The sequence below is a fragment of the Pedobacter miscanthi genome (assembly GCF_032678605.1).
Lineage (GTDB): Bacteria > Bacteroidota > Bacteroidia > Sphingobacteriales > Sphingobacteriaceae > Pedobacter > Pedobacter miscanthi_A.
The window spans coordinates 225181-249418 of the sequence record NZ_JAVTSU010000006.1 but is presented as its reverse complement, the minus strand read 5'-3'; the positions used below and the strand labels follow the sequence as shown (position 1 = coordinate 249418).

The following is a 24238-nucleotide window of genomic DNA, read 5'->3' as shown; positions in this document are numbered from 1 at the left end:
AGATTAAAATTCCATTAAATATGCTTTTAAAAAATCGTTAATATCTCCATTTAAAACCGCATCTGGGTTCGAAGTTTGATAATTGGTACGGTGATCTTTCACCCGCCTGTCATCAAGTACATAACTCCTGATTTGCGAACCCCATTCTATTTTCTTCTTTGATCCTTCTATCAATGCCGTTGCCTCGCTGCGTTTGCGTTCTTCAATTTCGAATAACTGCGATTTCAGTAACCGGATGGCATTCTCTTTATTCTGCAACTGCGATCTCGACTCCTGGTTTTTGATAATAATGCCCGATGGTTTGTGGTATAAACGAACAGCAGTTTCTACCTTGTTTACATTCTGCCCACCGGCACCACCGGCCCTAAAAGTTTCGAACTCTATATCTGCCGGATTAATATCAATCTCTATGGTATCATCAACCAATGGATATACATACACTGACGCAAAAGAAGTATGCCTGCGGGCGTTCGAATCGAATGGAGAAATCCGCACTAAACGGTGTACACCATTTTCTCCTTTAAGATAACCGTAAGAAAAATCACCGTCAAATTGAAGTGTTACCGATTTTATACCTGCAACCTCCCCTTCCTGGCTATCCTGTTCGGTAATTTTATAGCCGTTTTTCTCACCCCACATCATATACATGCGCATCAGCATATAGGCCCAATCGCAGCTTTCCGTTCCACCGGCACCAGCAGTAATCTGTAATACAGCCGAAAGCTGGTCCTCTTTGCTCCGCAGCATATTTTTAAGTTCCAGTTCTTCTACAGCGGTTTTACCGATTTCGAACTGGTCTTTCAATTCTGCTTCAGAGGCATCGCCAGATTGGAAAAACTCAAACATTACGGCAGTATCTTCAACTGCGTTATTGGTCTGGTTAAAGCCATCAGTCCATTTTTTCTTTGAACTAATTTCTGAAAGAATTTTTTCTGCTTTTTTTGGATCGTCCCAGAAATCGGGCGCCATTGTTAATTTTTCTTCTTCGCGAATGGCGTAAAGTAGCTCATCAACGTCAAAGATACCTCCTCAGCGACGTTACTCTGTCCCTTAAATCCTGAATTTGTTCTTTGGTCATGCAACAAATATATAAAATCGCTTTGAGCATAGCGCATAGCGGCAAGCGTTTTTACTTTAAAACTGACCAGTTGCAGCTGATCAATCGGTTTTATTAAAGAAGAAAACCGGTTTTGCTTTAAGCATCACGACAAATGAAACAATGACAAATGAACTAATGAACCGTTCTATTTTTTCATCGACATATAATCTAAGGTAAGATTAGAAAGCAATTTAACGCCCAATACAAAACCGCTTTCATCAAGATAAAAATCTGGTGTGTGGTGCGATGGCGCTTTTAATGGATCTTTTCCCTTCGGCATTCCACCTAAAAACACAAATAAACCGGGTACTTTTTCCTGAAAGAAAGAGAAATCTTCTGCTCCTGTAACTGGTGGTTTTAATTTCACATGATCGGTACCTGCTGTTAACTGCATGCTTGGCAGCATCTTTTCTGTTAAGGCCACATTATTAAAGGTAACGGGATAATGGTTACTATACGGAATTTTAACTTCGGCCGTAGCGCCACCAGCTTCAGCAGTTTTGGTTACAATGGTTTTAATGCGCTCGATAAACATGGCTTCGTCTTCTTTACTGAAATTACGCACGGTACCTAACATTTCTACCTTTTCAGGGATAATGTTTGAGCGTACCCCACCTTTAATAGCACCAATGGTAACTACACCAGGGTTTTCGGTCACATTTAAATTCCTACTTACTATGGATTGCAGGCTATTGATAATCTGTGCCGAAACCACAACCGGATCGATGCTGCTCCATGGGTAAGCGCCATGTGCCTGCCTGCCAGTAACCGTGATTTTCATATCGTTTACCGCAGCCATGGTTCCGCCCGGGCGGTAAGTTACCTCACCAACTTCGGTTTGGGAATTGATATGTAAACCGAAAATTACGTCAACTTTAGGATTCTCAAGCACTCCTTCTTTAATCATTAAAGCCGCACCGCCTTCATCTCCGGCCGGTACACCTTCTTCTGCGGGTTGGAATATAAATTTCACCGTTCCCTGGATATCCTTTTGCATGGAAGCCAATACCTCTGCAACGCCCATTAAAATGGCCACATGGCTATCGTGTCCGCAGGCATGCATTACGCCAACTTCCTGTCCATTGTACTGCGTTTTTACTTTTGAGGCAAATGGAACATCTACCCTTTCAGTAACAGGTAAGCCATCCATATCGGCACGTAACGCCACCACCGGACCAGGTTTACCGCCTTTTAAAATTCCTACTACGCCTGTTTTGGCTACACCTGTGGTTACTTTTATGCCTAACGATTGGAGGTGTTTTGCAATGATACCGGCTGTTCTTACTTCCGTATTACCCAGTTCGGGGTGTTCATGAAAATCGCGTCTCCAGGTGATTACTTTTTGTTCGATGGCATCGGCTTTTTTAGAAATCAATGGTCTTAAATCTGATTTTTGGGCAAAAGCATTTAATCCCAGCAGGGAAAAACCAATCAGGAATATTTTCTTCATAAAATAATGGTTTAGTTTAGGTGTTCTAAGCTAAACAATTTTAAGGAGAGATGGAATTAGCTTATAGCGAGCGAACTTTTAGGTCTTCGACTCCGCTCAGCCTGAGAAATATGTAAAACTAAATCAACTTAAATTTGTGCCTCTTTTCTGCACAATCTGCGGGAAACAAGATGCAGTTGTTCCCGCAGATTTAAAAGGATAAATAATGCTGATTTAAATAGATTTGGATTAAAGCTATCCATTACGGCTTAATCTGCATTTTATTTTTACGGGAAAGGTTTTACCCAAACATCCCTTTCAACTTATCCATAATACCGCCTTCATTGGTTTGTCCCGGCTGTTGTGCCTGTCCGCCACCATTAAACATGCCGATTACATCGCTTACATCAAACTTACCATCATTACCACCCAGGCTGCCCAAAACATCTTTAAGGTTAAAAGAGCTGTCGTTCGGATCGTTTGTTTTTTGAGTAAATTTTGCAATCAAGCCTGGAATAATACTCGCTGCTAAAGATTTGGCCGTGTTGGCATTAATACCCAGGCCACTTAATTTATCCATAAAACTTCCTGAGGCTTGCGCTGCAACCTGAGAGCCTTCTACCTGGTTTCCGTTAAAAACATCAGTTAAGGCGCCAATATTACCAGATGATAACTGATCTTTCAGGCTATCGAAAATAGATCCTGATGCAGCCTGAATAACTGCTTCATTGTGTTCGTTTGGAATTTCGGCATTGTTTACAACACTTTCCTGCACGTTTTCACGCACCATTTCATTTAAATTTTCTAACATAAGTGTAGAATTAAAAGATTAAAATAATTAATGAACTAACAGGGATGTTGTTTTAAAGGTAGTATGTTTAATCGACATTAAAAATTCTTAACGATTTTGAACATTAAAAAGACCGTTTTAAATTTTTGCTTTATTACTTTTACAAAAAAACAAAGATTATGTTACCTAAAGTAAATTTCACAGAAACTGAGGCCTACAAATATTTAGCCGATCATTTTATAGATATTAATCAAAAAAGCATTAAAGATCTTTTTGCTGAAGATGCAGATCGTTTCAATAAGTTTTCTGTTTTTTTTGAAGATATCTTATTAGATTACAGTAAAAACCGAATCAGTGACGAAACTTTGGCTTTGCTGATCCAGCTGGCACGCGAGTGTAAATTGGATGAGGCCATAAAATCGATGTACAATGGTGATAGGATCAACGAAACGGAAGACCGTTCGGTACTTCATATTGCATTACGTAATTTAAGTAATTCGCCAATTTTGGTTGATGGTAAAGATGTGATGCCCGAAGTTAATGCAGTGTTGGCTAAAATGGAAAAATTTAGCAACAGCATCATCAGCGGCGAATGGAAAGGTTATACCGGTAAAACTATTACAGACATTGTAAACATTGGTATCGGTGGTTCTGATTTAGGACCGGTTATGGTTACTGAAGCATTAAAACATTATAAAAATCATTTAAATATCCACTTTGTTTCTAACATTGATGGTACACACATTGCTGAAACTTTAGCGGATTTAAATGCCGAAACCACTTTGTTTTTAGTGGCTTCGAAAACCTTTACCACACAGGAAACCATGACGAATGCACACTCTGCACGTACCTGGTTTTTAGAAAAAGGCGGTAAAGAAGATGATATTGCCAAACACTTTGCAGCACTATCTACCAATGCAAAAGATGTTTCTGCCTTTGGCATCGATACCGAAAACATGTTCGAATTTTGGGATTGGGTAGGTGGCCGTTATTCATTATGGAGCGCCATTGGTTTATCCATCTCGTTAAGTATTGGTTTCGATAACTTTAAACAATTACTGGCCGGTGCACATGCAACCGATAACCACTTTAAAACCGCTGAGTTTGAAAGCAATTTACCTGTAATTTTAGGTTTGTTAGGCGTTTGGTACATCAACTTTTATAATGCAGAAACACAAGTTATTTTACCATACGATCAATACATGCACCGTTTTGCTGCCTATTTCCAACAAGGAGACATGGAAAGTAACGGTAAACATGTAGACAGGAACGGGAATGAAGTTGATTACGAAACCGGACCAATTATCTGGGGCGAGCCGGGCACAAATGGACAGCATGCCTTTTATCAGTTGATCCACCAGGGAACAAGAATTATTCCTGCAGATTTTATTGCGCCTGCACAAAGCTTAAATCCGTTGGGCGATCACCATCCAATTTTACTATCTAACTTCTTCGCGCAAACCGAAGCTTTAATGAATGGTAAAACCGAAGAGGAAGTTACCGCCGAATTAAAAAAAGAAGGTAAAACGGATGCAGAAATTAAAAAAATCGCACCATTTAAAGTATTTGAAGGTAACCGCCCTACAAACTCTATTTTATTAAAAAAAGTAACCCCTTATACTTTAGGCAGTTTAGTAGCCATGTACGAGCATAAAATATTTGTTCAGGGTGTAATCTGGAACATTTTCAGCTTCGACCAATGGGGTGTAGAACTGGGCAAACAACTGGCCAAAAAGATTCTTCCGGAATTGTCGGGAAGCGAGAAAGTTTCAAGTCATGACAGCTCAACAAATGGCTTAATCAACCAATATAAAGCCTGGAGATAACTATTTTGAGAATATTCTTTAAAAAAGCGGATTTTATATCCGCTTTTTTTGTTTAAATCCATATTTTAGGCCATCCTTATTTTTGTTTCACAATCGTGATTACACCAAATTAACTTATTAAAAGATTGATGGGTGGCCTACGCCTCCGTTTATTCTAACCATTAAAACAACTACTAATGAAAAAAAGATTTTTTTCTGCTTTGGCAATTTCGTGCCTGTGCTTAACTGCTTTTGCGCAGAAGGTGCAGTTTACAGAATTCGACCTCGACAATGGCCTGCACGTAATTTTACATCAGGATAAAACTGCTCCTGTGGTTGCCGTTTCGGTAATGTACCATGTTGGCTCAAAAGACGAAGAAACCCAACGTACCGGTTTCGCACACTTTTTTGAACATTTACTGTTCGAGGGCTCGGACAATATTAAACGTGGCGAATTTATGAAACTGGTAAGCAGTAATGGCGGCCAGAACAATGCCAATACCTCACAAGACCGCACTTTTTATTACGAAGTATTCCCTTCAAACCAATTAGAACTGGGCTTATGGCTGGAAAGCGAAAGGATGTTGCATCCGGTAATAAACGAAGTTGGGGTAAAAACCCAGAATGAAGTAGTAAAAGAAGAAAAACGTTTACGTATCGATAATGCACCTTACGGAAAATTTACTGAAAAAATCTTTTCGCATTTATTTGATGGCCACCCCTACCGCTGGCAGCCGATCGGTTCGATGGAACATTTAGATGCGGCAAAGCTAGGCGAGTTTATTGCTTTCTTTAAAAAGTATTATGTGCCTAACAATGCTGTTTTAACCATTGCCGGCGATTTAGACGTTGATAAAACCAAAGCCCTGGTAAAATCTTACTTTGCAGAAGTACCTAAAGGCGAACCAATTGTACGTAAGGAGTATAAATTACCCGAGATTACCAAAGAAATTATTGATACCGCTTATGATGCCAACATTCAGATACCGGCAATTTTTGCAGCTTACCGTGTACCTGGTATGAAAACCAGAGAAAGTAAGGTTTTAGGCATGATCAGTTCTATCCTATCGGAAGGTGGAAGCTCGAGATTAAGTACTAAAATGGTTGACCAGAAAAAAACGGCATTACAGGTTGCAGCTTTTAACTATTCATTAGAAGATTATGGTGCTTACATTACCCTTGCCTTACCCAATAAAAACACGCCACTTAACGATCTGTTAAAAGATATTGATGAAGAAGTTTTGCGTCTTCAAACCGATTTGATCAGTGAAGCCGACTATAAAAAATTGCAGAACAAGTTTGAAAACAATTATGTAAGCGCAAACAGTAAAATGCTTGGCGTTGCAGAAAACCTGGCTGATGGTTATACTTTCCACGATAAGGATACAAACGACATTAATAAGGAGTTAGAGGTAATCAGAACCATTACCCGCGAAGAGATCAGGGATGTTGCAAAAAAATACCTGAACAAAAACCAAAGAGTTGTATTGTATTACTTACCTAAAAAATAAGCTGACCGCTTTTTCATTTTAATTATTAAAAACATGAAGAAATTATTCATTATAGCTGCAGTTTCCTTATTGGCTCAAGGTATTTCAGCACAAACCATAGATCGTAGCCATAAACCAAAACCAGGTCCGGCGCCGGTTATTACCATAGGCGATCCCGTTATTTACAAATTGGCTAATGGCATTACCGTTTTGGTGGTAGAAAATCATAAACTGCCCAAAGTTTCGGCAAGTTATAGTATCGATGCAGGTCCGATTACCGAAGGTGCCAAAGCAGGCGTGGTAGGTTTATTGGGCGGTATGCTTAACGAAGGTACTACCACTAAAACAAAAGCTCAGTTTGATGAAGCTGTTGATCAGCTGGGTGCCGATGTAAATGCAGGTGCAAGTGGCGGTTCAGTATCAGCCTTAACCCGTTACTTTCCACAGGCATTTAATTTAATGGCCGAAAGTATCCGTAAACCGGCTTTTCCGGCAGAATCTTTTGAGAAACTAAAATCGCAAACCCTTACCGGTTTAAAATCGAGCGAAAAAAGTGCAAAAGCCATTTCGGCCCGTGTAGTAAATGCCCTGGCTTATGGCAAGAACCATCCGATGGGAGAATTTGAAACCGAAGCTTCCCTTAACGCCATTACTCTGGCCGATGTTAAAACTGCCTATCAAAAATATGTTACCCCATCAAGAGGTTATTTAACTTTTGTAGGTGATATTAAACCAGAAGCAGCAAAAGCTTTGGCTGAAAAAGCCTTTGGCGATTGGAAAGGAAGTGCTTTAACCTTACCAGTATTGACGAAAGTTGCCAATCCGGCTAAAACAGAGGTCGACGTTATCAATGTAAGCAATGCGGTTCAATCAGAAATTACCGTGGTTAACCTCATTGATCTGCCGATGAGCAGTCCTGATTATTTTCCAATTTTATTGGCTAACCAGATTTTAGGTGGCGGTTCTGAATCGAGGTTATTCAATAATTTACGCGAAAAACATGGTTTTACCTATGGCGCTTACTCTAGCACCGGTTCTGGCCGTTTCCAGTCTAAATTTTCGGCCAATGCGGCGGTAAGAAATGATAAAGTTGATAGCGCAGTGGTAGAATTTCTTAACGAAATTAATACCATCCGTACAGCAAAAGTTACGGCAGATGAACTACAGAATGCCAAAAACCTGTTTAACGGATCTTTTGCGCTAGGTTTAGAAAATCCTGCACGTACCGCAGCCTTTGCCAGTAATATCCTGATCAACGGTTTACCCAAACATTTTTACCGCACCTATTTACAAAAAGTAAATGCAGTAACCACTGACGATATTTTAAGAGTAGCCAAAAAATATTACAACCATGATAATACCCGTATCGTTATTGTAGGTAAAGGTGAAGCTTTTGTACCTGGCTTAGCTAAAGCCGGATTTAAAACACAGATTTTTGATAATTACGCCAATCCGGTAAAAAGAGAAAATTAATCTTAAATTAAATAAAGCTTTAGAGACTCTAAGGCTTTATTCATTTTTTTTATTAAAAGAAAAAGTATCTTAGCTATTTATAATTATCCCTATTAATCATCCCATATTTATTTAAAACCGTTAAATTGCCTACGTGAAATGGCAATAATTTGTTTATAATAATTAAAATGATGAAAAACAATGAAAACTTTAAAACTCTTAGTAGGGAGGAATTAAAACAAGTAAAAGGTGGAATCCATCTTACTTATGATCAGGTACAATTTCTTTATTGTATTTCAGAAGCCGCAAAAATTGAAAATGTTGATGCACGAGCAATTATGATGAGCATCTGCGCTCAGCCCCATTAATTAGATATTAAATTTATTTCAAGCCGTTCCGATGTAAAAATCGGAACGGCTTTTTTTTATGTTTTTTTCTTTCAGAGGCAACCTATCCTTAAAAGCTTACGTATCGACTAAGATTTTGACAAAAACATCATTCAAAAAATTAATGATTTGATAAAAAGCGTAATGATTTTTAAATAAACTAAACATAAATCTAAAAAACTTCAAACGTGACAGCAAAAAATCAGGTTTTAGCCATTTTATTTACCGCATTCCTCATCATGCTTTACATATCTGTAAAAGCAGCAGATAATTCGACTCAAAACTTAACCAAAGCAACCCATAAGCAAACAAATTAATCAAATACCTATCCAATTCATTAAAAATTACTTATGAACAAACAGATTTCCATTTTATTCTTAGCCACATTTGTCATTTTACTTTTTGCCTGCTCTAAAAGACAGGCAGAAGAATTAAAACCTGAGGCTCCAACTGGCCCAACAGGTCCGGCAGCTGTAACCACAGCCAATGTAACCTATACCAATTTTGCTGGCGCACTTTTCCAAACCAAATGTGCCAACTGCCATGGCCCAAATGGCGCACTCAAATCAATCTGGCTATTTAACGGTTTGGCTTCCATTAAAAATGATTCGCGAATAGCCAATAGTGTATTGGTTACTAAAACCATGCCTAAAGGTGGCACTTTAACAGTAAGCGAAAGAGAACTATTGCAAGCATGGTTTGATAAAGGCATGCCAGAATAACCCATCGAAATTAACGCCGGTTTTATTAAGAATTTAAATACTTACAGATGCAAAAATTATTTTTCACATTAACAGCCCTGTTTTTATGCACAGGCATAAAGGCGCAGATATGGGTAAGCAAAAGCGTTAATTCTTCGTTTTTTTCTACAACTCCTATAGAGGATATTGATGCACAGAGCAAAACTGGTGCATCGGCCATTAATACCAAAACCAACGATATTATTTTTAAGATCAACAATACTTCTTTTCAGTTTAAGAAAAAACTGATGCAGGAGCATTTTAATGAAAATTATATGGAGAGTGATAAATTTCCCACCTCTGATTTTAAAGGAAAAATTGTAGAACAGATCGATTTTTCGAAACCCGGCACCTACCCCATCACGGTTAAGGGAAACCTGCAGATCCATGGTATAACGAAAGAATATACGGCAAAAGGATCATTGGTAATTACCGCTGATGAGGCGAAAGCTACTTCTGCCTTTAATGTAAAACTGGCCGATCATGATATCAAAATTCCTACAATCGTTTTTAAACAGATTGCAGAAACCGTACAGGTAAAAATGACCGCTATTTATCAACCCAAAAAATAAAATTTCATGAAATATCATCTAAAATCTCTTTTCTACCTGTCTGTTATTTTATTGCCGTCCTTAGCTTTTGCACAGGATTCGCTCGAAAATGCATTGCAGATGCCCACTGAAAAGAAAAATGTTCAGGCTACTTTTAAGGCAACTAAACTGATTAATATCCAAACCAACGAAACCATTTACAAAAACGAAATGGATTTTAGGGTAGATCACCGTTTTGGGGATATTGCGGGTAATGCAGGTGGTACAAAAAACTTTTTCGGACTGGATCAATCAACAGATATCCGCATTGGTTTTGAATATGGAATCAGCGACAGGCTTTCGGTAGGTTTATCAAGGGCAAAAGGAGCTGGTGTAGTAACGCAACTGTACGAAGGAAACTTAAAATACCGCTTACTGGAACAAACTGCTGATGATAAAATACCAGTTGCGGTAACTGTATTCGGCAGTACTACGCTTTCGGCAGCAAAAGCCTCAACCGATCCGACGGCAGCAAATGCATTCGGCGAATTTCAGGACCGTTTAACTTATGTGGTGCAAGCGGTAATTGCCCGTAAATTTAACTCAAATTTCTCGATGCTGGTCATGCCATCATACGTACACCGTAATTTTACTGTTTTTGGCGATCAGAACGATATGCTTGCCCTATCAGTAGGCGGTCGTATCAAAATTACCAAACGCATGGCTTTTGTGGCCGATTATACCATTCCTTTCAGGGATAAAAATAAAGAAGCCTATCTGGAAAGCACCTTGGGAACGCAATATTATAAAACGCTTGGTGCCGGACTGGAATTTGAAACGGGGGGGCATATTTTTCACCTGAACTTTACCAACGCTACCGCGATACAGGAATCGCAGTTTATTACCGATACGAATACCTCATGGCTTAAAGGCCAGTATCGCTGGGGTTTTAGTATAGCGCGGAGATTTTCTTTTGATAAGAAAAAAGCAAAATAGATCAAATTCAACCAAAATAAACCAGCAAACAATTATGGAACGTAACGAATTTATCAAGTCTTTAGGTATGGGGGTAGCCCTTGTATGTACGGGAGCCTGTTTTTCGGCCTGTGGCAAAAAAGGTGATTCACCAGAGCCGGGCAAACCAAATGGTGGCGGCAGTGTACCATCGGGTACCACCGCAAGTGTAGATCTGGGTACACAGTTATTAACGGTAGGTTCATCTATTGTGGTAAGCAGTATTTTATTTATCCGTACGGCTGCCGGAAATACGACTACATCGTTTGCAGCTACACAAGCCATCTGCCCACACCAGGGTGGTGCGTTAAGTTTTATACAGGCCAGTAACTACATTCAATGTGGTTTGCATAGCTCGAGATATAACACTTCCGGAAGCATTTTAGCGCAACCGAATGACGGTGGTACCACTAGCGCACTAAAGGTTTATCCGCTTACGGTTTCAGGAAATACGCTGACCGCAACGGCTTAATTTTTGTTTTATTAAGGGTAAAGCAGTATCGTAATGGTACTGCTTTTTTGTTTTTTTGTTATTTGGTACTCCGCCGAACTATAGTTTATACTCAAGACTTCGGAAGTACCCCCAATACACAGGCGATTAGAGACTTCGGGAGTTATTTCACTAAATTGATTACATTTATATAACCAAATCATCCCGTGATCAATAAAGCGCTCTTCATATTTCTTTTATGCATTTCCCTGTTTAATAATGTACAGGGCCAATTGCCCGTAAAGTTAAATGAGTTTAGCACCAACGAAGGTTTACCCAGCAACCATGTTTACGATATTGTTGAAGATCATAAGGGCTTTTTATGGATCGCAACGGATAATGGTGTTTCGAGGTTTGATGGCAAATATTTCCAAAATTTTTCGGTAAAAAACGGATTGCCCTCTAATGATGTGTTACAAATACAATGCGATGATGACGGCACCATCTGGGCAAACAGTTATGTACAGCATCCGGCTTATTTTGACGACGTTAAAGGATGTTTTATCACTATTAAAAATCACAAATACCTCAATATTCTTTCCAAAACATTATTTGTACTCCAAAAATTAAAAGGTAGAGGGGTTAAATTTTATAACCGAAATGGATCTGTTACCTTTCAAAACAAAAAAATAACAGCTTATACCTATAAACCTGTTATAGAAAACAAATTATTGACAAAAAATAATGAGGTAAATTCTTTTTGTGTAAACAGCATCAATAAGCATATTTCTTATAACAAGACTTATCTTTTAATCAAAAATAAAATAATTGATAGTATCCTGATACGGTCGTTATTGCCCTTTAGCAGTAACTTTTTTAATTATACCGAATTTTTTCAATTTACCATAGGAAATAAGGTTTACAAGGTGTCTGATATCGGGTTACATCCACTTACCTTTAAATTAGATTCGCTTATTTTACCTGAAAAAACTTTTTGGTACAAACTCTCCGGCGATCACCTGATTATTACCAGCTCTAAAGGCAATGTTTATTTTTACGATAAAAACAGCCTTAAACTCAGTAACAAATTAACTGATAAGGCTAATGCAAACTGTGCCTATATAGATAAATTCAAAAACATATGGATTGGCACTTTAGATAAGGGCCTGGCCTATTACAGTACCAATGAAATCAAAAAGATAAGCACACCGGAAGATTACATCAAACCCAATTTTTTAAGCCTTTCCATAAACGACAAGAACGAATTATTTTCGGGGAATTATTACGGACAGGTTTTAAAAATCAAAAATGGCCGGAAGCAAAAGTTCGAAATCATTGGCAATAATTACCCGGCCTGGATAAGAAAGATTATTAATGTTAAAAACAAAACGGTACTGATCAGCGATATGGGCTACAGCATCAATTTTAGAAAAAGTAAAATTGCGCTCACCTATAAAAACATGTCGGCCTCGTTAAAAACAGCTATATTATTAAACGATAGTACCATTATACTGGGCACAATATCGGGATTGCTGGAATTAAACCTAAAAACCTTAAAAACACGCTCGTTAAACAGCGAATATAACCGGGCTTTAAGTTTAGTTAAAACTGACAACAATACGGTTTACAACCTGGGTTCGAAAGGATTGTACAAATACCGTCTCAATACCAATACTTCTCTATTTATTCCCCTAAACCTGCCTAATTTTAATGAGAAATTATCGGTTTTAGCCCTCGCCAGCGACAATACCTTGTGGGCTAGTTCGCCAAATGGCAGCCTGGTTATTATTAAGAACGACAAAGTGCTCTCAGTGATAAAAGATGAGGCAAATTTACCCGAAAACATTACCTGCATGCTGGCAAACGGGAATAAGATCTGGATTGGCAGTAAAAAAGGGATTTCCATTTTAACTTATCATATTAACCGCAATCAGATTCGTTATAAAATTTCGAACATCTCTAAAACCGACGGTTTATCTTCGAATACGGTGAATGACCTGATTACAAAAAACGATATGGTTTACGCGGCAACAGAAAATGGTATTTCGATTATTCCTGCAGCTTATCAAAATCCAAAATTCGAAATTTCACCCGAACTTACAGAGGTAAAGATCAATCAGCAACGTAAACCGATTGCTAAAAACTATAATTTAGAAAGTAATGAGAACAATATCACCTTGCAATTTGCGGGTATAGAACTCAGCGGGCATTTTAAAGCCATACAATATGCTGTTAACAATCAAAAAAACTGGAATAACCTGGATGGGAATATGCTTAACATACAGTTAAATAGTGGCAGTCATAACATATTTATCAGGGCAGTTGATGTAAATAACCAGATCAGCAAACAAACCCTGAAACTAAGTTTCTTTATCAAAACACCGTTTTACCGTGCATTATGGTTCTGGACAACCATTGCCATTATGATAACGGCTGCAACCTTTTGGTGGTTTAACCAAATGAGGTTACAGCGGCAGAAAACCATTTTTGAGCAAAAATTGGCTTTAGAGCTGCAGCGGAAGAAAATAACAGCCGATTTGCACGATGATATTGGAGCAACCTTAAGCAGTTTACAGTTAAATAGTGCAATAGCCAATCAGTTGATCAACAGCGATACGAAACAAGCAAAAAAAATCCTCCACAAAATTGAAGATCAATCCAAAAACCTGGCCGATAAAATTGGTGATATCATCTGGAGTATGAAACCGGGCAAAGATGAATTTATGACGATCGGTAGCCGCATAAAAAATTTCGCCAACGATATTTTGGGAGCTACAAACATCAATTATAAAATATTAGTTGATACAGGTATTAATAAAGCCATACAGGATATTACCACGCGTAAAAACCTGGTGCTGATTACCAAAGAAGCAGTGAACAACATTGCAAAATACAGCTGTGCCACTGAAGTGCTGATCAGTTTAAAAATGATAAACAAACAGATTCACCTTAAAATCGAGGATAATGGGAACGGCTTCAATATCTGTGAGGATAAAGGGAATGGCCTGGCCAATATGCGTAAAAGAACAGAAGAGCTTAATGGTAGTTTTACCATCCATTCGGAGTTAAAAAACGGAACATCTATTCTAATCAGTATTCCCCTTGTCCCTTAATTTAGGGGTAATCTATGTCAATTATCCTTTTAGCTTTGTAATATGGCCATCCGCATTTTTATTTACGACGACAGCAGCGATAGGAGAGACAGCCTAAAAGCCTTATTAAGCCTAAACGAAGACCTTAAATTTGTAGGCGAAGCACCTAATTGCAAAAGTGTAATACGCGATATCGAAAGTTTTTACCCTGATGTAGTGCTTATGGACATTAATATGCCTGAGGTGGATGGGCTGGAAGGATTAAAACTCATCAAGAATAATTTTCCACAGGTAAAGGTATTGATGCAAACGGCTTACGATGATAGTGAAAAGATATTTACGAGTATTAAAAATGGGGCGAGTGGCTATATATTAAAAAACGATAAGCCGCAGCGCATTTTACAGGCCATTGAAGAGGTATTTGAAGGTGGCGCAGCCATGAATCCGGCCATTGCACAAAAGGTATTAGACTACTTTAAACCCATTAAAAAAGAATCGCCATTGAGCCCGAAAGAAAATGAGGTTTTATCGCTGTTGGCAGAAGGTTTAAGCTACAAAATGGTTGCCGATAAACTTGGCGTAAGTTATACCACCATAAATACTCATACTAAACGTATTTACGAAAAGCTCCACATTTCATCATTGGGCGAAGCCATTGCCTATTTTTATAAAAACATTAAAGAATAACATTCCTTTAAATGGCTTTGCTTTCCCCTCCCTACATTTAGGGATTTATAAGTTCTCTTAAATCTCCAATTTCATAATGACTTAACGTAAATCATTATGAAAAAAACATTTACTATACTTTCATTCATTACCGGAATAACGCTCAATTTAATGGCGCAGATACCAGGTAATCCCATTGGCGGCATTATAGTTAAAGGAGGGAAGAACCCCGGTGGGAGTTCTATCATATCCCTGAGCGGTGGTATAACCAACCCGAGCTCGCCAACCAAACAACATGCAAAAATCAATAACGGATATGCATTTGGTGCAAGCATTTATGTTCCGTTGTTTGCCAAAGGCGGAAATGATAACCTTGCAGGTAAAACAGAACATTTTTTCTCTGTTGGGCCCAACGCCGGCGGCGAATATTTTGGCAGTAACAAGGATTATGATATTAGCGGTTTCACACCTTACAATATTACGGGGCAGAGCAGTAGCCCGAGCCTGGCTACCAAAGGATCTGGAAGTCCGAAAGTACAGGGCTTTAAGGCCGAACTGGGTGTGCAGTCTAATTTTTCTTTTGGGCGGGTTACCATTTCTCCTATTTTAAATGCGGCTTACCTCAACCTTAAACAACAGGCTTTTGCCATTACACAAAGTAATTCAGTTAACGGCCAAAACCGCGATTTTAACCTTTATACCCAAACAGAAACCAAAACCAGCGGCTTTGCCTTTGTTCCAAAATTGCGTTTGGCTTATTTCCCTGGTAAACTGGGCGTTTTTGTTGATGGAAATTACACCATTGGGCCAAGCCTGAAAAATGAAACCACAACTTTTACGCCACAGGGTGTCGCCGATGCAAAAGGCTTTTACAGCATTGATCAGATGTTAACAGGCAGTAATATCGCCACTGTAAAAAGCACAAAGTATAATAGCCTGGGTTTTAATTTCGGGTTAAACCTAGCATTAGGAAAAAGTATTAACGAGAAGGGAGTTAAAAGAACAACAACAGTCCCTCAAACCAAAAGCATTACCGAAAAGGCAATAAAAACCCCTGAAAATAGAAATGAAACAGTAAAGAACCCCAATAAAAACTGTAATGAATATACAGCTCCGGAGATTTTGATTCCATCTGATGCAGCGCATATTCAAATTGATAATGGACGCCTGGTGATCAGGTACAAAAAAAGCAACGCCCTTTTTTTGAATTATAAAATATTGGTATGGAGGGAAAATGAAGGGCGGAAAGAACTCATTCATGAAAAAATATACCCGAATAATTTTAATGGTACAATTGAAGGGCTAAAATTAGCCAAAGGAAAAACTGAAAATCTAACCATTCAGTTGCAGGCAATTGCCACAGAAAATACAGATTACCCAAATATAAAAGGCGATAAAGCAGCTTATCAGAAAGCAAATTGCACTACATTTCGAAATAATGGTTTTAGCAATACGATAAATATCAGCTCAAACAGTAATGCATGTTCTCCCGAATATAGCTTTAACATTACCAAGGCAGAATGCATTGAAAAGGGAAAAATTAAAGTAACAGGAAATTATACCATTACCTTACCAACGGCGACAACCGGAACACTAAATTTAAGCGCATTTACAGCTGAGGTTAATGGTAACCCCGTTGCAATATCTAATGCAACTTCTAACATAAACCCTATTCCTACTGGTAACATTCCATCTGGCATAGTACAAAATTTCAGCTTTGAAATAGATGGAGATGCGGTTTGTGATCAACAACTTAATATTTATTATACAGTAGGCTCTACCATACAATGTGGACCAGGAACGGCACCAATTTCCAATAACATTTTATGTGTAGCAAGTTATTTAAAACTCCCTTGCTGTATCTGCAATTATTGCGATAAGCCCGAAAACATGAGTATTAAAGATATTTCACATTCTGCAGGTGTTGCAGCTGGAAATAACCTGAATATACTGCAACAAATATCGGTTGGGCCAAAAAACATTAGTGCAATAACAGCAGAACTAGTATCGATAAAAGAATTTGAGGTAGATGAAGCATGTAAAGAATGTAGAAAAAAGGCTGATGGAACAATCAACGAAAATGAAGTGTATCATTTTATAAATTCAAATACGGCGCAATGGGCAACAGGATCTCCTATGCCGGCAAGCTCGGGCAATAGCAACAATTCCTTTCCTGCTAAAATACTGGAATGGCAAACCAATTCGAAAGGTACAATTGATTTTAACCTCACCCTCGCTTTACCTGGCACATCTTCTTTATCATGTTGTGAACGCCACGGGCAGATTTGCATCCGTTATTCTTTTACCGATATAGAATGCAAAACCTGCAATATTTTGGTTTGCTACACTTATTAACCTCTTGAACTTTAAAAAAATGAAAAATATTTTATATATCATTTGCTTTAGTCTATTAAGTATAGCTGCAGCAAAAGCACAGGTACCTGTTGCCAATATGAGCATCAACTGCCCGGCTACACCAAATGTTCCAGGTACGCAATTTATTGTTAACGCGAATTATAGTTACTCTAATGTTGCCATTGGCAATATCGTTGTTGTTGTAAAATACAATGATGCTGTTGTTCAATACAATGGCGGCAATAGTTCTATCGTGCCGGTAATATCCGGCCCTACTGGCGGGATAAAAACCTTAACTTACACTTTCCCTGTAAGCAATGTCAATAATTCTACAGGTGCCATCCCAATGTTTTTTCTATTCAGGTGCCCCAGTATTTGTTTTGGAACAGCTGTTTCGGCAAATTTTACAGGTGATATAAGCACTTCAACCTTATCCAATATTCCGGCAACACCCTGTACCATGACCAGCACCATCGCGAATAACTGGTCGGCTGTACATGGGTATCCATTATACGATTGTACCAATAACCGTGTAACCTTCAGGATAGATCTTTATGGAAGCACCTGCTTTCAAATCAATAACCCCAAATTATTAATCAACTCATCAATACCCGGGTCGGTACTTAGTTCTACATCCGGAACAGTTTCAGGAAATACGATTCAATTATCAACCCTTTATGCCGGCGTTTATTATCAGATTTATTACACCATTCAGCTTCCTTGCACCACTACTGCCCCAAGCATTTTAACCAGTACGGCCCAGCTTACCGGCGATAATTGTAATAATCCGGTTAGCAATATTGTTCCAATTGCGAATGCCGTATTTAATGTGCCAGCCAATTCAATTACCTCTGCCAGCATGAACCAATCCACCTCATCTACCCAAAACAGTGTGAGTGTTTGTAATTCGGGCGGTGCAACTCCTGTAAGCATCAATTTAACAACTGTTCTGCCTTTGGTAAAGATTAATACGATAACACTCACAGGCGGAGCTTCTGCTACCATGTCGCTTTACGATTGTGCTAACAATTTAATTACAACCACTTCTACTTTCCCCATCACTGCTCCGCCACTGCTGTCGAAAGTTGTTTACACGATAACCAATATACCAACAGGACAATGTGCTTATGTCAATTTTGTTTATGATAAAACAAATTCCTGCTCCGGTCCGCAAACAGCAGCCTGTACCGGGAAATTTAAAACCACCGGCGATTACGCCAGTTATGTTGCCAGTGGGGCCTGCAATTGTAGCACCACTCCTGCCCAGCTTTTTAGCACCGTTGAAACACAATACTGTATAAAACCCGAAATTCAATGCAACAACTCATCCAGGTATAATCAATCTACCGATACCTGTTATAAAAAGAATGATTTTATAAACATTTTCTATGATTTTCAAAACAACGGAACGGCCGACCTGCTAAATGGCACATTAACCTATAATATCCCGGCAAGTGTAACTTATGCCGGAAATTTAACCGTAAATGGTAATCCCACAACCGGGAGTGTTTCGGGTAATGTATTAACCATACCTTTGCCAACCATTCCTTTTACAGGAGCTCCTACACAACATGTTCAATTTCAGTTACAGGTAAACCCAACTGCAGTTTATGGTTCTTACAGTACGCTCATAGCCATTCAGGGTTCCAATTTACCAAGCCAGGCTGTTGGCAATAACTGGAACTGTCCATCAGTTTTTAACATCTGTATTAATCCAAATGCCGATATCGATAAATTGGTAAAAGGCAGTCAGGATGCCTCTTTCTCCACAAGTGGCAGTGGCATGGCAGGTACAACGGCAACCTATCAGATTACCGTAAATAACAAAGGAAATGCACCTATTACCGCCATAGAAGTTTTGGACAGAACGCCTCAAGCCGGTGATAAAATGATCACCACCTGTACGCCGAGGGGAAGTTTGTTTTCGATGAACCCGGTTGCAAACCCGTTAATCCCAATAAGTTTAAATCCATTATCAACATTTAGCTCTTCACCATCGGGAGGGAACAATTTACCTTCCAGCTGGACAGGAGTTTTAATTCCGGCACTCGCCTGTAATACCGCTGCTACATTTGCACCCGGTACAGGAAACACGATAAAGGTTAATTTGCCCAATCCTATCTTGCCTTTCTCGAGTTATACGTTCGAATTAAAGGTATTGGTTGACCCAAATGCAAAAGCCGGCGATATGGCCTGCAATTCGGTAGCGTTAAAATGTTATACCCAATACTCGGATGGATCTACGAGGCCAATGGACATTGTAGAATCGGGTTTAGCTTGTTTAACAGTGGCGCCACCACCATGCAATAACTGTGATGGTTTACTGGCCAGTTCTACACTTGTTGCCAATCCGGGAATAATATCTCCTGCCGGGAGCCCTTTCGTGATAAAAACAGGAACCATAACCATAACCACATTAAAACCGGTACAGGAAATACACGTAAGTTTAGCTGATTTAAAATATAGCTGGGATAAGGATGGTTGCATAAACTGTAAAGGACCAGCCATTACAAGAGGATGTTTATTCCCCATGTCTACTACCCAAAATATAGGTCCGGGCGGCGCAAATGGTTATTTAGTTTGGGATGATTTTACCGGTTTCTCTATCCCATCAGCAACAGCGATAACAGAATGCCCTGAAGAACTGGTATGGAAACTCGGTGTAATGCTGCAGCCAGGCACTTACACCATTCCTATCCAGCTAACTTTACCAAAACCTACAATCGAAGATTGCTGTACGTTGCATATCGATAAATTTGATGTTAAGGTTAGCCTTAAAGATGCCGATTGTAAGGTATGCGAATCTATCGTAAAACCAAGTACCGACGATTGTTGTACCGGGAGCAAATGGATAAACAAACAGATGAGCTGGGATTTATCAGCACATACTGGCGAAATGTCTAAATCTTCGCAAGCCAAACCAGATAAAAAACAGTTAGATGAAATTTTCGAACACAACAAACTGGTTCAATCAGGCATTATTGCAGATAACCCACTGCCCTGGTACCAGGTAACACCTGTTGAGTGCAACAGGGAATATACAATTATGCAGGGTACAACCAGAACTTTTTCTGGAAGTTATGCCTGCAATACATCATTAGAAAACTGCACCTCAAGTATTTTAATTAGCATAAAAACCCTGAGCGGTAATTTAATAACTGTTGTAAATCAACCAAGTGCAGTAACGAAAACATTTAACCTTCCAGGTGTTTACGAAGTTACCTATACGGCATTATGTGGCGGAAAAAAATGTAATGAGTGTAAATTCAGGCTTGTTGTAACCAAAAATTGTTGCCCTGCCATAAAAGTTGGCCCATCAACAATTACGACCAAGAATTTCAAAGGAACATCCTTACCTCCGCAAACAATGAGTTTCCTTCCGGTTCAAACTTATTCCAGTTTTGGCAATGTAATCGTTAATCCTAATTACAGCTGCCAGGAAGGCTGTATAGCAACTTACACCTGGACCAGGCAACATAAAAATGCAAGCGGACAATTTGTAAATGTACCAAATGGAGGTGGTTCTGGTGTTGCGCCCTTATCAATTCCAGTTCCATCAAGTGGTACAGATAGAATAGTTATCGCTGTAAAATGCGGCGACCAGGTTTGTAACAGCTCAATAGAAATCTTCAATTTAGAAAACGGATTAATACAAAGTACAGGACCAATAGTTAAACCAAAAAAATAGAAGATAAATATTTTAAGGGCAGGATGTGATCTTAAACACTCACATTTTGCCCTTTTACATCAAAGGCATCACGTAAGCCTATAGCCAACACATTAAAAGCATAAACCGTAAGCATAATGGCTAAACCAGGCAAAACAGCCAGGTAGGCAGCATCCATAATGATGTAACCATAATGCTCCTTAATCATACTTCCCCAGCTTGGCATGGGTGGTTGGGCACCAAAGCCCAAAAAGCTTAATCCGGTCTCCAGCAATATGGCCGAAGCAAAATTTGATGAAGCGACAACCAAAATAGGGCCGGCAATGTTTGGCAGTATATGTTTAATGATGGTACGGCTGGTGCTAAAACCCAAAGCCCTTGCAGCCTCTACAAATTCTACTTCCTTGAGTGCCATTACCTGTCCGCGCACTAACCTCGCTACATCAACCCAGGTTGATAAACCAACGGCAATAAATATTTGCCAAAAGCCTTTACCTAAAGCAAAAGAGATGGCTATAACCAGTAAAAGTGAAGGCAATGACCAAACTACGTTCATAAACCAACTGATGGCGGCATCTATCTTTCCTCCAAAGTAACCTGCAATGGCTCCTAAACTCACTCCGATAAATAAGGAAATGAGCACCGCCATTAAACCTACCGATAACGAAACGCGGATACCGAGAATCAAGCGGCTTAATAAATCGCGACCGTAAATATCCGTGCCTAAAACATAAGTTTGCTTGTAGATGTTATTTTTCTCGAAAAGTGCTTCCGTAGTGCCAATTTTTGAAGGCAGAAGGCAATTAGGGCATAAATCTTTTAACTCATACTTCGTTTCCTTCGCTTTTTCATCCTCCCCTATGTATTCCTGCACAAAAACAGCTTTACCATTTATTTTATACGAAGTAATCGGGATACTTTTAAAAGTTGGTGTTTGCCCGTTCAACATCCTTTTGAAAAAATTAACTTTTTCTACTTTGGGATTGCGACCTATGATTAAAAACGTAAATGTACTTCCGGGTTTCTTTTTGTTTAACTGGAGTGTTTGTACGTTTGCATTGGGAGAATGATCGGGCATAATTAAATAACCCAAAATACCCATCACCATCAAAAGTAAAATGAAGATCAATCCACCGAATGCCAGTTTGTTCCGCTTAAACTTTAACCATACTTTTTTTGATGGGCTATTATCCATTATCTAACCATTCTGCCTTTCCAATTGTATTTCCCACTGTTTCCGGCGATGCCGATATACACCATATAAATTACATGCAGCACATTTAAAACAGGGATTAAAATGAGTAAACTGCGCCTTTTGGCAAAGCCGGTTACATCCCATAAAAATAAGGTTTCTAAAATCATTTTAACCAACAACTGGTAAAATGTAAGGCTTAAAAAACCCGGAATAAACAATCCGGTAACAAAGTTTGACAATATGCTGAGATTGAAAATCCAGATGAGCACCCCCAGAACAATAATGGCTTTATTTTTATAACGGGTACTTTTCGAAGCCCAGCGTTTACGCTGTTGAATAAAAGCACCTACGGTTTCTTTCGCATGGGTATATACAATGGCATCCCTGTCTTTTAAGAAACCGATTTTATCAGGATATTTCGCCGCAATTTTATGCAGTAACAATTCATCATCGCCCGATGCCAGGTCGTCAATTCCCTGAAAACCGCCAACCTCATAAAAAGTGTTTTTTTCGTACGCTAAATTGGCCCCATTACAGGTTGATGGCTGCTTGTTTCCAATGGTTGATGCCCCCAAACCAATCAGGTATAGGAACTCCAGAGATTGTAAACGTTCAAAAAAACTTTTCTCCTGAAAATAAGCTACCGGCGAAGAAATCATTTTATAATTTTTCTCCTCATATAAATTTACAACAGTAGCCAGCCAATTTGGTCCCATTCTACAATCCGCATCAGTGGTGATAATCAAATCTCCAGAACAGGTTCCGATAGCGGTTTGTATCGCCTTTTTCTTATAAGAGTTTAATGCCCTATCCTCATTTAATTTAATCAGCTTTACGTTTCGATCTGCATAGCTTAACACAATTTCTGCTGTTTTATCAGTAGAGTGATCATCTATTATAATAATCTCCGTTAAAACCTTAGGGTATTGCTGTGCAATCAGGTCATCAAGCGTTTTATTGATATTCGCTTCCTCATCCCTTGCGGCAACTATAATAGAAACTCTGGTATGTGGATCTGATTTTTGAGGGGAAAAATAAATCAACCTATGCCATCCCCTGATAAAAAAAAGGACCAAAAAACCATAGATTAAGGTTAAAGCAACTGATAATAGACTAATTAGATTTAGAATTTCCAAAAAAATTGAGTTTAAAAACGAAATAAGTGCCTAAGATAGCAGGAATTATGATATTTATGAGCCAAATACTGGCAGTACATGCAATAACGGCCACATGTTGATCGGTTACATGTTTAAATAGCTCAACAGCCGTAACACTCCGAATGCCCACATCGAAAAGATCCAATGAAGGTAATGCCGATTGTACTAAAAAGAGTAAACAGGTCATCATCACAATATCTGCATAATGCAATCCGGGCACCAGCCATACAAACAGAATAAAATATTGCGAACTGAATACCAGGTAACGGGCAAAGCAGTAGGTAATGATTTTAAAAAGTTCTCTTTTTCTGTACCGCGCTAAAATGCTGTAAAATTTCTTGTATTTTCTGGTGAATTTAAAGGATAACAAAATCCCGTTCAGCCACCGGATATTAAAGTAAAAGATTAAAAAAAACAGGCAAAAAATTACCGCAAAAAATACCACGGCAATAAACAATACCCGATCAATCGGGATAAAGCGGTATACAAAAAAACAGGCCGCTATGGCTCCAAAAACATTGGTTAGCACCAACTGACCAATACTGCCCACGCTCATGGCTACTATACCTATTATTCTTCGTTTAGGCGAAAGAAAAAATACCCTGCCCCCGTACTCACCTAACCTGTTTGGGGTAAAAATAGCGAGTGTTAAACCACAGAAAACAGATTCGATGGCCCTGTAAAAACTGATGGGTTCGATGTGGCTCATCAGGTATTTCCATTTTCCGGCCTCTAAGAACCAATTTACCAGCATCAGTATCATCACGGTACCGATTACGGCAATGATTTCTGCCTGCGGGATGTCGTTTAAAAGCGTACTAAAATCGCGGAGGTTTTTATTGGCAATGAGTTTATGGTAAATAAACCAAAAAGCAAATATTACAATTGCAGCTTTAATTAAAAGTGATAATATTTTTTTGTGCCTGCCTGTCAAGTTTATC

The 24238-nt window shown here is 38.9% G+C and carries 18 protein-coding genes; 12 read left to right on the top strand and 6 right to left on the bottom strand.

The window, feature by feature from the left end; all coding sequences use genetic code 11:
* Window positions 1-3: 3 nt before the first annotated feature.
* The 3 genes from prfB to R2R28_RS11520 all read right to left on the bottom strand — a co-directional run bounded on the left by prfB (window position 4) and on the right by R2R28_RS11520 (window position 3339).
* Window positions 4-1078, bottom strand: a protein-coding gene (gene prfB / locus R2R28_RS11530) for a peptide chain release factor 2 (RefSeq protein ID WP_316825833.1) whose coding sequence is annotated in 2 segments (ribosomal slippage) — window positions 4-1017 and window positions 1019-1078 — 1074 coding nt in all. Because the reading frame shifts where the segments join, the coding sequence is not laid out codon by codon here.
* Window positions 1079-1244: 166 nt separating this feature from the next.
* Window positions 1245-2549: an amidohydrolase gene (locus tag R2R28_RS11525; RefSeq protein ID WP_316825832.1), complete on the bottom strand. Its 1305-nt coding sequence runs from the start codon at window positions 2547-2549 to the stop codon at window positions 1245-1247.
* Window positions 2550-2829: 280 nt separating this feature from the next.
* Entirely contained in the window at window positions 2830-3339 is a 510-nt protein-coding gene (locus R2R28_RS11520) for a hypothetical protein (protein WP_316825831.1), read from the bottom strand.
* A 158-nt stretch (window positions 3340-3497) separates the two neighbouring features.
* Here R2R28_RS11520 and pgi point away from each other — a divergent pair, with 158 nt between their 5' ends.
* The 12 genes from pgi (at window position 3498) to R2R28_RS11460 (ending at window position 20966) form a co-directional block, all read left to right on the top strand.
* Window positions 3498-5144, top strand: coding sequence for a glucose-6-phosphate isomerase (gene pgi / locus R2R28_RS11515; RefSeq protein ID WP_316825830.1), 1647 nt, complete (start codon window positions 3498-3500; stop codon window positions 5142-5144).
* A gap of 176 nt (window positions 5145-5320) precedes the next feature.
* On the top strand, window positions 5321-6634 hold the full coding sequence (locus R2R28_RS11510) for a pitrilysin family protein (RefSeq protein WP_316825829.1): 1314 nt from the start codon (window positions 5321-5323) through the stop codon (window positions 6632-6634).
* 33 nt (window positions 6635-6667) lie between these two features.
* Window positions 6668-8086 carry a pitrilysin family protein gene (locus tag R2R28_RS11505; RefSeq protein WP_316825828.1) on the top strand — a complete coding sequence of 473 codons (1419 nt, stop codon included), beginning with the start codon at window positions 6668-6670 and terminating at the stop codon, window positions 8084-8086.
* Window positions 8087-8253: 167 nt separating this feature from the next.
* On the top strand, window positions 8254-8433 hold the full coding sequence (locus R2R28_RS11500; RefSeq protein ID WP_316825827.1) for a bacteriocin-like protein: 180 nt from the start codon (window positions 8254-8256) through the stop codon (window positions 8431-8433).
* A gap of 368 nt (window positions 8434-8801) precedes the next feature.
* Window positions 8802-9173 carry a hypothetical protein gene (locus R2R28_RS11495; RefSeq protein ID WP_316825826.1) on the top strand — a complete coding sequence of 124 codons (372 nt, stop codon included), beginning with the start codon at window positions 8802-8804 and terminating at the stop codon, window positions 9171-9173.
* A gap of 47 nt (window positions 9174-9220) precedes the next feature.
* Window positions 9221-9763 (top strand): YceI family protein, encoded by a 543-nt coding sequence (locus tag R2R28_RS11490; protein ID WP_316825825.1) that lies wholly within the window; start codon window positions 9221-9223, stop codon window positions 9761-9763.
* A 6-nt stretch (window positions 9764-9769) separates the two neighbouring features.
* Window positions 9770-10717 carry a DUF5777 family beta-barrel protein gene (locus R2R28_RS11485; protein WP_316825824.1) on the top strand — a complete coding sequence of 316 codons (948 nt, stop codon included), beginning with the start codon at window positions 9770-9772 and terminating at the stop codon, window positions 10715-10717.
* A gap of 34 nt (window positions 10718-10751) precedes the next feature.
* Entirely contained in the window at window positions 10752-11207 is a 456-nt protein-coding gene (locus R2R28_RS11480) for a Rieske (2Fe-2S) protein (RefSeq protein WP_316825822.1), read from the top strand.
* A gap of 185 nt (window positions 11208-11392) precedes the next feature.
* Window positions 11393-14278 (top strand): two-component regulator propeller domain-containing protein, encoded by a 2886-nt coding sequence (locus R2R28_RS11475; protein ID WP_316825821.1) that lies wholly within the window; start codon window positions 11393-11395, stop codon window positions 14276-14278.
* A gap of 42 nt (window positions 14279-14320) precedes the next feature.
* On the top strand, window positions 14321-14944 hold the full coding sequence (locus R2R28_RS11470) for a response regulator transcription factor (protein WP_316825820.1): 624 nt from the start codon (window positions 14321-14323) through the stop codon (window positions 14942-14944).
* A 96-nt stretch (window positions 14945-15040) separates the two neighbouring features.
* Window positions 15041-17278: a hypothetical protein gene (locus R2R28_RS11465; protein WP_316825819.1), complete on the top strand. Its 2238-nt coding sequence runs from the start codon at window positions 15041-15043 to the stop codon at window positions 17276-17278.
* A 19-nt stretch (window positions 17279-17297) separates the two neighbouring features.
* Window positions 17298-20966, top strand: coding sequence for a hypothetical protein (locus R2R28_RS11460; protein WP_316825818.1), 3669 nt, complete (start codon window positions 17298-17300; stop codon window positions 20964-20966).
* A gap of 31 nt (window positions 20967-20997) precedes the next feature.
* Here R2R28_RS11460 and R2R28_RS11455 read toward each other — a convergent pair whose 3' ends face one another.
* From R2R28_RS11455 to R2R28_RS11445, 3 genes are read right to left on the bottom strand one after another with little or no spacing between them, the layout of a single operon-like run.
* Window positions 20998-22140, bottom strand: a complete 1143-nt coding sequence (locus R2R28_RS11455) for an ABC transporter permease (protein WP_316825817.1) — start codon at window positions 22138-22140, stop codon at window positions 20998-21000.
* A complete protein-coding gene (locus tag R2R28_RS11450) occupies window positions 22140-23276 on the bottom strand; it encodes a glycosyltransferase family 2 protein (RefSeq protein ID WP_316825816.1) in 1137 nt (378 codons plus the stop codon). The genes R2R28_RS11455 and R2R28_RS11450 overlap by 1 nt, the downstream gene beginning before the upstream one ends.
* Window positions 23254-24231, bottom strand: a complete 978-nt coding sequence (locus tag R2R28_RS11445; protein WP_316825815.1) for a lysylphosphatidylglycerol synthase domain-containing protein — start codon at window positions 24229-24231, stop codon at window positions 23254-23256. Before R2R28_RS11445 ends, R2R28_RS11450 begins: the two co-directional genes overlap by 23 nt.
* Between the last annotated feature and the right edge of the window lie 7 nt (window positions 24232-24238).

Coding starts and splice junctions, on each gene's coding strand:
- R2R28_RS11480 (WP_316825822.1), top strand. CDS start 10,752: ATGGAACGTAACGAATTTATCAAGTCTTTAGGTATGGGGGTAGCCCTT.
- R2R28_RS11505 (WP_316825828.1), top strand. CDS start 6,668: ATGAAGAAATTATTCATTATAGCTGCAGTTTCCTTATTGGCTCAAGGT.
- R2R28_RS11520 (WP_316825831.1), bottom strand. CDS start 3,339: ATGTTAGAAAATTTAAATGAAATGGTGCGTGAAAACGTGCAGGAAAGT.
- R2R28_RS11465 (WP_316825819.1), top strand. CDS start 15,041: ATGAAAAAAACATTTACTATACTTTCATTCATTACCGGAATAACGCTC.
- R2R28_RS11525 (WP_316825832.1), bottom strand. CDS start 2,549: ATGAAGAAAATATTCCTGATTGGTTTTTCCCTGCTGGGATTAAATGCT.
- R2R28_RS11455 (WP_316825817.1), bottom strand. CDS start 22,140: ATGGATAATAGCCCATCAAAAAAAGTATGGTTAAAGTTTAAGCGGAAC.
- pgi (WP_316825830.1), top strand. CDS start 3,498: ATGTTACCTAAAGTAAATTTCACAGAAACTGAGGCCTACAAATATTTA.
- R2R28_RS11510 (WP_316825829.1), top strand. CDS start 5,321: ATGAAAAAAAGATTTTTTTCTGCTTTGGCAATTTCGTGCCTGTGCTTA.
- R2R28_RS11500 (WP_316825827.1), top strand. CDS start 8,254: ATGATGAAAAACAATGAAAACTTTAAAACTCTTAGTAGGGAGGAATTA.
- R2R28_RS11490 (WP_316825825.1), top strand. CDS start 9,221: ATGCAAAAATTATTTTTCACATTAACAGCCCTGTTTTTATGCACAGGC.
- R2R28_RS11470 (WP_316825820.1), top strand. CDS start 14,321: ATGGCCATCCGCATTTTTATTTACGACGACAGCAGCGATAGGAGAGAC.
- R2R28_RS11495 (WP_316825826.1), top strand. CDS start 8,802: ATGAACAAACAGATTTCCATTTTATTCTTAGCCACATTTGTCATTTTA.
- R2R28_RS11460 (WP_316825818.1), top strand. CDS start 17,298: ATGAAAAATATTTTATATATCATTTGCTTTAGTCTATTAAGTATAGCT.
- R2R28_RS11485 (WP_316825824.1), top strand. CDS start 9,770: ATGAAATATCATCTAAAATCTCTTTTCTACCTGTCTGTTATTTTATTG.